Annotated in this window: 12 protein-coding genes and 1 tRNA gene; 1 reads left to right on the forward strand and 12 read right to left on the reverse strand. The window is 52.1% G+C overall.

The window, feature by feature from the left end; translation table 11 throughout:
• Positions 1-54: 54 nt before the first annotated feature.
• From IBT46_RS19440 to IBT46_RS19495, 12 genes are all read right to left on the reverse strand, one after another.
• Positions 55-147, reverse strand: a tRNA-Ser gene (locus IBT46_RS19440).
• Between the two features lie 357 nt (positions 148-504).
• Entirely contained in the window at positions 505-690 is a 186-nt protein-coding gene (csrA, locus tag IBT46_RS19445) for a carbon storage regulator CsrA (protein ID WP_004155916.1), read from the reverse strand.
• Between the two features lie 246 nt (positions 691-936).
• Entirely contained in the window at positions 937-3,564 is a 2,628-nt protein-coding gene (gene alaS / locus IBT46_RS19450) for an alanine--tRNA ligase (protein WP_200547007.1), read from the reverse strand.
• A 137-nt stretch (positions 3,565-3,701) separates the two neighbouring features.
• Positions 3,702-4,214, reverse strand: a complete 513-nt coding sequence (locus tag IBT46_RS19455) for a regulatory protein RecX (RefSeq protein WP_200547008.1) — start codon at positions 4,212-4,214, stop codon at positions 3,702-3,704.
• 190 nt (positions 4,215-4,404) lie between these two features.
• Entirely contained in the window at positions 4,405-5,466 is a 1,062-nt protein-coding gene (gene recA, locus IBT46_RS19460) for a recombinase RecA (RefSeq protein ID WP_105593974.1), read from the reverse strand.
• Positions 5,467-5,560: 94 nt separating this feature from the next.
• Positions 5,561-6,055 carry a nicotinamide-nucleotide amidase gene (gene pncC, locus IBT46_RS19465; protein WP_200547009.1) on the reverse strand — a complete coding sequence of 165 codons (495 nt, stop codon included), beginning with the start codon at positions 6,053-6,055 and terminating at the stop codon, positions 5,561-5,563.
• 102 nt (positions 6,056-6,157) lie between these two features.
• The gene (tam, locus tag IBT46_RS19470; RefSeq protein ID WP_200547010.1) at positions 6,158-6,931 is read right to left on the reverse strand and encodes a trans-aconitate 2-methyltransferase; all 774 of its coding nucleotides are present in this window, start codon (positions 6,929-6,931) and stop codon (positions 6,158-6,160) included.
• A gap of 95 nt (positions 6,932-7,026) precedes the next feature.
• A complete protein-coding gene (gene mltB, locus IBT46_RS19475; RefSeq protein ID WP_200547011.1) occupies positions 7,027-8,112 on the reverse strand; it encodes a lytic murein transglycosylase B in 1,086 nt (361 codons plus the stop codon).
• Between the two features lie 138 nt (positions 8,113-8,250).
• Entirely contained in the window at positions 8,251-8,721 is a 471-nt protein-coding gene (locus IBT46_RS27655) for an RcnB family protein (RefSeq protein ID WP_200547012.1), read from the reverse strand.
• Between the two features lie 239 nt (positions 8,722-8,960).
• Positions 8,961-9,443, reverse strand: a complete 483-nt coding sequence (locus IBT46_RS19485; RefSeq protein WP_200547013.1) for a hypothetical protein — start codon at positions 9,441-9,443, stop codon at positions 8,961-8,963.
• A complete protein-coding gene (locus IBT46_RS19490; RefSeq protein ID WP_200547014.1) occupies positions 9,436-10,278 on the reverse strand; it encodes a winged helix-turn-helix domain-containing protein in 843 nt (280 codons plus the stop codon). Before IBT46_RS19490 ends, IBT46_RS19485 begins: the two co-directional genes overlap by 8 nt.
• A 196-nt stretch (positions 10,279-10,474) precedes the next feature.
• On the reverse strand, positions 10,475-11,365 hold the full coding sequence (locus IBT46_RS19495; RefSeq protein ID WP_200547015.1) for a LysR family transcriptional regulator: 891 nt from the start codon (positions 11,363-11,365) through the stop codon (positions 10,475-10,477).
• A 116-nt stretch (positions 11,366-11,481) separates the two neighbouring features.
• On the opposite strand from IBT46_RS19495, the gene IBT46_RS19500 reads away from it, so the two are divergent.
• Positions 11,482-12,177 carry an RraA family protein gene (locus tag IBT46_RS19500; protein WP_200547016.1) on the forward strand — a complete coding sequence of 232 codons (696 nt, stop codon included), beginning with the start codon at positions 11,482-11,484 and terminating at the stop codon, positions 12,175-12,177.
• Positions 12,178-12,198: the final 21 nt, after the last annotated feature.

Genomic DNA, 12,198 nt, shown 5'->3' on the forward strand with positions numbered 1-12,198 from the left:
CGACCGCTCGGTTCGTAGCCGAGTACTCTATCCAGCTGAGCTATGGATGCAAAATGGCGGTGAGGCGGGGATTCGAACCCCGGATGCAGCTTTTGACCGCATACTCCCTTAGCAGGGGAGCGCCTTCAGCCTCTCGGCCACCTCACCACTAGCACTCTTTCGAGTTGTGCTTCAGAACTTTCTAACTGCTCATCGGCACTGCGTGGCGCACATATTACTTTCTGGGCGTAGTAAGTCAAACAATTTCTCCCCCTTTTTTCACCCTCTGCGTTCAATTGCACAAAAGCCATGCAATCCGGCGGTTTTAAAGGCAAAAAGAGTGAATTATCAACAGTGAAAACGGCGTTCTGCGATGAAAAGCACAATAGATAAAAACCAACAGGCCGGCAGTTTTGTTAAAAAAAGAGAGACGAAAAGAAGAATTGTGAGGACGGAGAGAATGAATGAGGGGAAATCAGGATAAACAACAGTGGCCTCGCTACAGAGAGCGAGGCGCTGAATACGTTAGTAGCTGGTTTGCTGAGTTTTTTCAGCCTGAATACGCTGATAAATCTCTTCGCGATGCACCGATACTTCTTTAGGGGCGTTCACGCCAATACGGACCTGGTTACCTTTAACACCCAGCACAGTTACAGTAACCTCATCACCGATCATGAGGGTTTCACCAACTCGACGAGTTAGAATAAGCATTCTTTGCTCCTTGAAAGATTAAAAGAGTCGGGTTAACTGTTCCCGGCATTATCCATCATACAACGTGCAATGTAGATTATGACAAATACACCAAGAGTGCATCCTCATACTAATACATTCTGCTGATACTTAGTTTAGCCGAAAACCTGCTCATCAACCTGACTTTATGATTACAGTGCGCACCGCATATGAAGAGCGCCAGGTTTTTGCTTCCTGGCGCTCATCAGCGATACATTTTTATCGGTGTTACAGTTTTGCAGCCACCCATGACTCAACGCCAGCCAGCGCAGCAGGGAGTGCCTGTGCATCTGTGCCGCCCGCCTGAGCCATGTCCGGCCGCCCGCCACCTTTCCCGCCAACCTGCTGTGCAAGCTCGCCAACCAGCTCACCCGCCTTCACACGATCGGTCAGGTCTTTAGTCACCCCGCTAATCAGGGAGACTTTTCCCTCTGCGACCGTTGCCAGAACGATAACCGCGGAGCCGAGCTGATTTTTCAGATCGTCTACCATCGTACGCAGCATTTTCGGCTCAACGTTTTTCAATTCGCTAACCAGCAGCTTTGTCCCCTTAACGGTAATCGCTTTGCTGCTCAGGAGGTTACTCTCCTGCGCGGCCTGCTGATCTTTCAGCTGCTGCAGTTCTTTTTCCAGCCCGCGTGCGTGGTCGATCAGTGCACGGACTTTATCATTCAGGTTGCTGCTATTGGCTTTCACCAACTGAGCAATATCCTGCAGCTGCTCGCTCTGGCTATAAACCTGAGACAGCGCGCCCTCGCCCGTTACGGCTTCAATACGACGCACGCCCGCAGCCGTGCCTGACTCAGACAGAATGCGGAACAGGCCGATATCGCCAGTACGGCTGGCGTGAACACCACCGCACAGCTCGGTAGAGAAATCACCCATACCAACGACGCGAACATGATCGTCATACTTCTCGCCAAACAGCGCCATGGCACCTTTGGCTCTTGCCGCTTCCAGCTCCATGATATTGGTATCAATCGCCAGGTTACGACGGATCTGTGCGTTGACGATTTCTTCAACCTGACGGATCTCCTGCGGCTTCATCGCTTCAAAATGCGAGAAGTCAAAACGCAGGTACTTATCGTTTACCAGAGAGCCTTTCTGAGCAACGTGGTCGCCCAGAACCTGGCGCAGTGCAGCATGCAGCAGGTGCGTTGCAGAGTGGTTAAGACGAATACGCGCACGGCGCGCCTCATCCACCTGTGCCGCCAGGCGGTCACCAACGCGTAATGTTCCCACTGCCAGCTTGCCGCTGTGTCCAATAGCCTGACCGTATTTTTGGGTATCGGTTACGGTGAAGCTGGTGTTCTCGCCCTTCAGTTCGCCCGTATCACCAACCTGACCGCCTGATTCGCCGTAGAATGGCGTTTCATCCAGAACGATCACCCCTTCCTGCCCGGCGGTGATTTCACTGGCCGCCTGGCCATTAACGAAGATGGCGGTAACAGTCGCATTCAGCGCCAGCTGGTCATAGCCTTTAAACGCAGAGGCTTTATCAATGCTGATCACGCTGCTGTAGTCAGCACCGAAACCGCTGGCATCACGCGCACGCTGGCGCTGTTGCTCCATTGCCCGCTCGAAGCCTTCTTCATCGATTTTCAGGTTACGTTCACGACACACATCGGCGGTCAAATCGACCGGGAAGCCAAAGGTATCATACAGACGGAAGACGGTTTCACCGTCCAGGGTATCGCCCTGAAGTTTTTCCAGCTCGTAATCCAGCAGCGCCAGACCACGTTCCAGCGTTTTTGCAAACTGCTCTTCTTCTGACTTCAGAACCTGCTCAACCTGAGCCTGCTGACGCTGTAGTTCTTCTCCCGCCGCGCCCATCACTTCAATCAGCGGCGCAACCAGTTTATAGAAGAAGGTGCCCTTCGCGCCCAGCATATTGCCGTGGCGAACCGCGCGACGAATGATTCGACGCAGAACGTAGCCACGGTTTTCATTCGAAGGAATAACACCATCGGCGATCAGGAAAGCACAGGAACGGATATGGTCCGCAATCACACGCAGTGATTTATTGCCGAGATCGCTGGCACCGGTCACTTCTGCAACAGAGGCAATCAGCTTAGCGAACAGATCGATCTCATAGTTCGAGTTCACATGCTGAAGAACCGCTGAGATACGCTCCAGGCCCATACCGGTATCCACGGACGGCTTAGGCAGCGGCAGCATCGTACCGTCAGGCTGGCGGTTGAACTGCATAAAGACGATGTTCCAGATCTCAATGTAGCGGTCGCCGTCCTCTTCCGGGCTACCCGGAGGTCCGCCCCAGATGTGATCGCCGTGATCGAAGAAAATTTCAGAACACGGACCGCAAGGACCGGTATCGCCCATCTGCCAGAAGTTATCTGAAGCGTAAGCGCCACCTTTATTGTCGCCGATGCGAATAATACGCTCGCGCGGTACGCCGATCTCATTCGCCCAGATATCAAAGGCTTCATCATCGGTTTCGTACACGGTCACCCACAGCTTCTCTTTCGGCAGTGCAAACCACTCAGGTCCGGTCAACAGTTCCCAGGCAAAGGCAATCGCCTCTTTCTTGAAATAGTCACCAAAACTGAAGTTGCCCAGCATCTCGAAGAAGGTATGGTGGCGGGCAGTGTAGCCAACGTTTTCAAGATCGTTGTGTTTACCACCGGCGCGCACGCAGCGCTGTGAGGTCGTCGCACGGGAATAGCTACGCTTATCCTGGCCAAGGAAGACATCCTTGAACTGGTTCATCCCGGCATTGGTAAACAGCAAAGTCGGATCGTTGTTGGGGACGAGGGAGCTACTGGCTACAACCTGATGTCCCTTGCTCTGGAAAAAGTCGAGAAACGCTTGACGAATCTCCGCAGTGCTCTTGCTCATATTTGTCCTGGAATCACGCTAACGAACGTTTCGTGGGTCTTGCTGCGCCGGTATTACATTTTCCTGCGGCGACACACGAACAAAAAGTGGTGAATAAGATAAATTTTCTTCGGAGGGAAGTAAAATCCCATTGGCGCTCAATCATCAAAATTTGTGAAAACCGACCGGATATCTTCCATAAAGAAGCCTTTTGTCATCAGATAACGCTGCACTTTGGCTTTTTCCTTCCATTCAGTCGGTAACGGTAAGCCAAACTTCCGCTCGGCCAGACTAAAAGCCAGACTTTGCCAGTCAGTTTCCGTGTTAAACATTGCCTCATCGATTAAGGCCTTGTCCACCCCCTTCTGCCCCAGCTCCAGTCTGATACGCTGTGGGCCATAACCTTTTCGACTACGCCCTGCCAGGTAGCGTTCAGCAAAACGGGCATCATCCAGCCAGTTGTGCTGGTAACACCACGCCACCACCCGATCGATCTCTTCTGGAGTTAACGGCTCCGGCGGGGTTTCACTGCGGGAGAACTGCGCCGCACGTTCTGTGGCGACCACCAGCTTCCGGCGGAACTCCGCCTCACTGTGATCGCGCATGGCGAGAATGCGTGTTGCTCGCTCCAGCAGGCGAGTATGTCGGGTCCGTTCTGAATGCTCTGTCATAGAGGCGGCACCATGTTTATGCAAAAAATACATCCATAAGGGTAACGTCTGACGGCAAGACTGGCGAGGAAAATACACACGGATGAAGGGAGGTTTGGCCGGATTATGATGCCCTGTACGAACATAAAGCGCCCATAAAAAAAGGAACGGGGTTACCGTTCCTTTTCTTCAGGAAAAAACATCAGATGAATCAGAAGTCTTCGTGAGTTTCCTCATCCGCTTCTTCTGCCGTTGGCACAAAATCAGCTTTCTGATCCTGGTTATTCAGCAGCAGCTCACGCAGCTTTGCATCGATTTCGTTAGCTTTTTCCGGGTTCTCTTTCAGGAAGTTAGACGCATTCGCTTTACCCTGACCGATTTTGTCACCGTTATAGCTGTACCATGCACCCGCTTTTTCAATCAGCTTGTGCTTCACGCCCAGATCCACCAGCTCACCGAAGATGTTGATGCCTTCGCCGTACATGATCTGGAATTCCGCCTGGCGGAAAGGCGCAGCGATTTTATTCTTCACCACTTTAACGCGGGTTTCGCTACCCACAACTTCGTCGCCTTCTTTGATGGCGCCGATGCGGCGGATATCCAGACGCACGGAAGCATAGAACTTCAGCGCGTTACCACCGGTAGTGGTTTCCGGGTTACCAAACATCACACCAATCTTCATACGGATCTGGTTGATAAAGATCAGCAGCGTATTGGAGTTTTTCAGGTTACCAGCCAGCTTACGCATCGCCTGGCTCATCATACGTGCCGCAAGGCCCATATGAGAGTCACCAATTTCACCCTCGATTTCCGCTTTTGGCGTCAGGGCAGCAACGGAGTCAACGATGATGACATCAACTGCGCCTGAACGCGCCAGTGCATCACAGATTTCCAGCGCCTGCTCACCGGTATCCGGCTGAGAACACAGCAGGTTATCGATATCCACGCCCAGCTTCTTGGCATAAACAGGGTCCAGCGCGTGCTCGGCGTCAATAAAGGCGCAGGTTTTACCTTTGCGCTGCGCGGCGGCAATCACCTGCAGAGTCAGCGTGGTTTTACCTGAGGATTCTGGTCCGTAGATCTCGACGATACGGCCCATCGGCAGGCCGCCCGCGCCAAGCGCGATATCAAGCGATAAAGAACCGGTAGAGATGGTTTCAACATCCATAGTACGGTCTTCACCCAGGCGCATGATGGAGCCTTTACCAAATTGTTTTTCAATCTGGCCCAGCGCTGCTGCCAGTGCTTTTTGCTTGTTTTCGTCAATAGCCATTTTTACTCCTAGTCATGCGGGTAAAGCACACGCGGACGCTGCTTTGTCTCTAAAATATGCAGTGATTATACTGTATGGTCATACAGTATCAAGTTTAATTTTTCAGAAAGCGATCGAGTAAGGTCTGTAGTGCCCGGGCTGTTGCCTGACGGCGAACGGACTCACGGTCTCCGCTGAAACAGTAGCGCTCTGCCAGCACTTCACCGCCAGCACGGGCAAAACCGAACCATACCGTACCCACGGGTTTTTCCTCGCTGCCGCCATCCGGCCCGGCAATACCACTTACCGAGATCGCAAAATCAGCAGCGGCTTCGCGCAGCGCACCCTGCGCCATCTCACGCACGACGGGCTCACTGACCGCACCATGCGCCGCCAGCGAACGCTCACTGACGCCGATCATTTGCTGCTTGGCATCATTACTGTAAGTCACAAAGCCACGATGAAACCAGGCAGAGCTGCCCGCAATATCGGTCAGTACTTTAGCTATCCATCCCCCGGTGCAGGATTCGGCGGTAGTCACTGTTTCGCCACGGGCTAACAGCTGCTGACCGACACGGATACTTAACTGCGTTAATTGCTCATCCGTCATGGTACGTACCTTTTTCAATGTTTATTGCCGCAAAGCCTAACATTTTTCCAGGGGACGGGAAGCAGAGGACGCCATTTTTGCGGCCCCTCTTCCAGCCGCGTGTTAAATTTTCTGTGCCACCATAAACAGACGGGGGAAAGCCATCAGCAGGTTACCATCGGCACGGGCAGGGTAAGCCTGTGCAATTTCCGATTGATAAGCTGCCAGAAACGCCCCCTGCTGCTGCTCATCCAGTGCGGCAAGAAACGGCCGTAACCCGGTCGCTCGCAGCCAGTCAACAATCGCCTGTGGCGAAGGCATCACGTGATAGTAGGTGGTACGCCAGATATCCACACGACAGCCGGCCGCGCACAGCAGATCGTAATACTGCTCGGTGGACAGCAACCTCTTTCTGTCGGCTGCCTGCGGATCGATGATATCCACCCACGGCGCACGCTGCGCCACTTCGCGCATCAGACGATGAGTCGGCTGTTCAAGGTTATCCGGCATTTGTACCGCCAGCACACCCGACGAGGAGAGCTGAGCGAGCAGATGGGGTAATAGAGTCTGATGGTCCGTCAGCCACTGCAACGAAGCATTGGCATAGATGACATCCTGCGGCTGATCAGCCCGCCACTGGCGAATATCTTCACGGGCAAAAGCGCAGCCGGGCAGCCGCTGTTGCGCTTTGTCGAGCATCGCCTGCGAACTGTCCAGCCCGGTAATATGCGCATCAGGCCAGGCGCGACAAAGAAGTTCGGTACTGTTGCCCGGCCCACAGCCGAGATCGGTAGCAAAGGTAACGTGGGTCAGTGGGATTCGGCTCAGCAACTCCTGTGCCGGACGGGTGCGTTCTGCTTCAAACTGCCGGTAAAGATCGGGGTTCCAGTCTTTCATTATTCCTCGCTCAGTAAGTAGTGCGACCGGACACAGTGTAGGCCCGGCCGCGCTGGCGATAAATAACGAAATCGCAACAATTTATCCTGCAGGCGCTACATCCCCTGACGCGCGCGCCCTACCGCTTCCCCCAGCTGCCATACGGCCATTGCGTAATGGTTGCTGTGGTTATAGCGGGTGATCGCATAGAAGTTCGGCAGGCCGTACCAGTATTGATAGCTGGTCCCCATATCGAACTTGAGCAGACTGACCTGCTGGTTATTATCCAGCGGGATCTGTGGCGACAGTCCGGCGGCGGCAAGAGTCGCTACCGAATAGCGCGTTTTGAATCCGCTTTCCATCCCCGGAGCCTGGCCATTAGCCTGCACGGCAACCGTACCGTTAGTCAGCCAGCCGTGAGCCTGAAAATAGTGCGCGACACTGCCGATCGCATCCACCGGGTCCCAGAGGTTAATATGCCCGTCACCGTTGAAGTCCACCGCATACTGTTTAAATGCCGATGGCATAAACTGGCCGTAGCCCATCGCACCGGCAAAAGAACCGCGCAGATTCAGCGGGTCATCACCTTCTTCACGCGCCATCAGCAGGAAGGTTTCCAGCTCGCCGCTGAAGTAGGCGGCACGGCGCGGATAGTTAAAGGACAGCGTCGCCAGCGCATCAAGGATACGCGTTTTGCCCATCACCCTGCCCCAGCGCGTCTCAACGCCGATAATCCCGACAATGATTTCCGGCGGCACGCCGTAAACCTGCTGCGCGCGCTGCAATGCATCCTGATACTGATTCCAGAAGGCAACGCCGTTCTGCACGTTGTCCGGCGTAATAAACTTGCTGCGGTAGCGTATCCAGGCGCCGTTAGGCCCGGTTGGCCCCTGAGCCGTCGTCGGTGCCTGGCGATCCATCAGGCGGATTACCCAGTCCAGATTCTTCGCCTGTCCAAGCACATCATGGAGCTGCTGACGCTCGAAACCGTGCTCGCGCACCATTTTGTCGATAAAGGCATTGGCCGCCTGGTTATCGGAAAAGTCACCGCCGAACGGAGCGGCCGAGTGATCGGGGCTTAACAGAAAACCGCCGTTTCCCTTAAACGGATTACCGTGCGGTTCAGCCGGAGCCTGCTGCGGCTGGCTGCTACAGGCGGAAAGTAATGCGACTGCGGGAAGAAGAGTTGCCAGAAAACGCATGGGGTATCCATTTTGCCGTGCATGAAATATCAGAAAGCAGATGGTAAAACAGAGTCAGGATGGAATTAAAGGGGATTTACCTGCCGGGCGATAAAACTGCGCAGCGGGTAGAAAAAACGCCCCGCCGCCGTGTTTCAATCAGTGTTTATAATAGATCTCACCCGATTCTGCCTGGAGGATTTTCCCGTCAGCATTGGCGATCATCACATAATTGCCGCCCATGTAAGTCCAGTGGCTTTCTGCAACAGGCGCAGGAAGATGGCGCACCGTCCACTGGGTCACTTCATATTTTTTCGTACGATAAAGTTCAGGCACCGTGTCGCCAATGGCAAAATGCGTAAAGTCAGCGAAGAAACTTTTTACGCTATAGGGATCGGCAGAATTAGCCAGAGCCTGTACGGCCTGATCGGATGACTGCTCAGCGGTAGCGGTTTCGGCTGGTGCTTCAGTAGCCGGACTTTCCGGGGCGGCTGTATCCGTCTCCTGAGAAACTGACTCAGGGGCCGGTTGTGCCGCACTCTGCTCGCCTTCGGCCCAGGCGGCAGAAACGCCGGTAAGAGCCAACGTTGAGAATACCGCTGAACATAATATCACTTGCAACTTACGCATAACGTCTCCACTTTTAACGACGACCAGCGACACGCCAACATGCTGTCGCCACAGGTATCAGGTTGGCTAACTCAATCAGGCTGATATTTACTGAGTTTCAGCATTAGATATCACAACCTCACAGGAGTTCCAGCCTGCCCGGTCTGCGATGATAATGCTATGCCGCCCCATGCGACCGCGAATATTTGTTAAGAAAAATGATCGCAGCACTGAAAACACTCGGCAGACAAAACCGTTGATCATCTGGCTCGGGTACAAATCACCATAGGCGTTGTTGCTGTGCCGAGGATATAAGCATCGCGACCAAGCTTACTGATTTTGGATACGCGGGTAGTGCCCACTTTATCCGATAAGTATTGCCAGTAAAGTGCCTGTGGCACAGTTTCTCGCTGGTTAATCTCAACGGCGGTGACGGTAAAATGATAGGTCTCATTACCATAGGGTTTATAGGTGAAATGAACGGTACGGGCAACGCGATATTTTTTCGTTCCGCTATCGAAGATGCCATCAACGCTGTACAGCCCTGTACCATCAGGTTTTGCATGATAACACAGCATGGCACTTTCTTTCGGCGGCGATTCTTTTTCACCCAGCAGAAAGGTAAACTGACTTACACATTCGAAATCGAGCATAGTCGTTTCAGAGGACTTCTTGTAATAAAACACACTGAAAGAAATCAGTAAAAAAACAGCCAGTGTAAAAAAAACAATAATTTTATTCATGATGATCACTTACTGAGTATATAAAATAACTCTTGCAGCTTACTATTGAATTACCTTCAGCCTCACAATTAGAAACGAGTGCCCTGCCGTTATAAATATTATTATTAAATACGCCAAATAAATCATAAATGACAATACCGCTCCCATGGCAGGGCGCAGAATATTTTTTTACCAGTGATAAAATGACTCTACGAAAATTTTCAACATCGAAACTGCTATAGCTATTTTCGGGGGGGAAGAATGAACAACCACCCTCAGTGAAAGAGTAGTGAACGCCACTTATTATACGGGGTTCAGGAGCATAAAAAGCGGTGATCCCTTCCCACAAAAACAAAACCAGTGTTCCCGCCGCGACGATGCTAGCGAGCCAAAACCAGACCCTTTTTAGCGAGTAAAAACGGCTTCCGGAGCCGGATAGCTTCTCTGTAAAATGACCTGGCTTTTCATCGACGTTGGTCACGGTATCCGGGATACTTTCCGTCCGTATCTCATCAGGATAAACCTCAACGCTCACCCGAGCGGCATCTATTCTGAAGCCAATTTTGGGTTCTGTGATGATCAACGGTATTTCCAGGCCAAGTGCAACGAGATGCTTCCTTAACCCGCTGATATAATTATTAAGATTGCTGCCAGAAGCGGTCAGACTGTGTTCATCCCAGACTTTTTGTAGAATGATATTACGTGGAATCGCGCTACCGTCGCTTTCCAGGAAAAGACAAAATAGCCGGTTACTTATATGACTAAGAACCATCCTGGAGAGATCGTCATCAATTCTTACCAAAGAGCGGTCAGCAGGATTATAGAGTAACTGATTGTCTATCCGGTATAGTTTCATAGTCTGGTATTTGAGAGCGGATGATTCAGAAAGAATAGCCCGGCTAATCAGGCTGCACAAGTTCACCGGCTTAAAGGTTAATGATGATTAAGAACAACAAGAAATTTTCATTTATCTAAATAAAAAAAATGGCACTGACGTGGAGAACTTAATCATTCGCCACATCGTGAATAGGTTTTTTAAGGTGCATTATTTCTTATTGCTGCCCATACGCACAGGTAATATCAATAACCTGCTGCGTAGCCGGTGACAGAAAGGCATCCTGCAAATAGGTAATGCCCACGCGGCGCGCCATCACCAACTGGTTGTTATCGATGCGCGTCAGCAGCGAGGCAAATTCTTTTTCAGCCAGGCTATTTTCAGAAATAAAACTCAGCAGGCCACTGCTGGCAATCAACCCCGGTACGGCAGCCAGAGAACTGATCTCAATTTTTACCTCGGGGGCGGCGCAGTGATTTTCATAGAATATGCGTTCCAGCCACTGACGCATGGAGACGGTTTTTGCCGGCAGTATCCAGCCATAGCGGCTGAGATCGCGCAGGCTCGCGGGACCGTCAGCCAAAGGATGAGATCGTGAAGCCGCGACCACGACCCGATCGGTGGTTACCGGAAGCTGCACCACCGGTTTGTTATACCCCACCAGCGGGCCGATGATGATATCCAGTTCATGCTTATCAAGCAGGCTGAAAAGTACATCATTCATCCCGATCTGGATCTCCAGCTTCACATTCGGCGCTTCCTGCTGCAGGCGCTTACAGACTTCCGGCAGCAGAAACTGGGTTGCCGAACCCGCGCTGCCAACCCGCACTACTCCCCGACGACCGTTGCTCAACTCCGCCATGGTTTTCGCTACATCATGCCATGAACTTTGCAGCATCAGTCCGCGCTGGTAGAGGATGCTGCCCGCTTCGGTCAGTACCAGCCCTCGCCCGGATCGCTTGAACAGCTTGATATTGAGATCTTTTTCCAGGCGAGCGATCGACTTAGAGAGTGCTGGCTGAGTGATATTGAGGTTTTGTGAAGCCAGTCCCAAATTCATGATGCGAGCCGCTTCCATAAAATAGCCTAACTCTCTGTTATTCATCATTCATTCCTGAAATTCATCGATTAAATAAAAAAGTATATTAGTGGAAATGAATACTGGTAACAATAATGTCCGCACGGATAACAGGCGTAAACAGATAATATTAATGCAGAGGTACTATGAATAACGAACGTAGCAGCTGGCCAGCCGGATTTTATATTGCCGAGCGCAAGAATCTTCTCTCATCGGACATTGTTGCAGAGTTTCATTCTATCCCCGTGGCGGTAGCAGGCGACTGCACTGGTCGAATAAGCGGAGCGACCGGATTACAGCGCTACCACCAGGACGTCAATATCAGCATCTGCGGTCCGGCCATCACCGTTAAAGTGCGCCCCGGGGATAATCTGATGATCCATAAGGCACTGGAACAGGCGCAGCCCGGCGATGTGATCGTTATTGACGGCGGCGGTGACCTTACCCAGGCGCTGATTGGTGGATTGATCCGTACGACTGCGCTAACGAAGAAAATTGCCGGATTTATCGTTGATGGAGCTATCAGGGACTTAGCCGAGTGGGCGGACGGCCAGGTGCCGGTATTTGCCAAAGGCCATACCCATCGTGGACCGGATAAAAGCGGACCGGGAGAAGTGAATGTGCCCATTGCCTGCTGCGGCATGGTAGTTAACCCCGGCGATCTGGTCCTGGCAGACAGCGATGGCGCACTGGCGATTTCACCTTCTGATGCAGAGAGCGTGCTGGTACGCGCTAAAGCTCATTTAAAGAAAGAAGAAGCCATCAGGGAAAATAATGCCAGCGGCAGTAGCGACCCGGAAAGATTCAACTCCATTTTGCGTAAAGCAGGTTGCCCGGTGTAAAAATATCGTCAACTCATAATA

Origin of the sequence: Erwinia sp. S38 (assembly GCF_016624545.1) — a bacterium.
GTDB classification, from domain to species: Bacteria; Pseudomonadota; Gammaproteobacteria; order Enterobacterales; family Enterobacteriaceae; genus Erwinia; species Erwinia coffeiphila.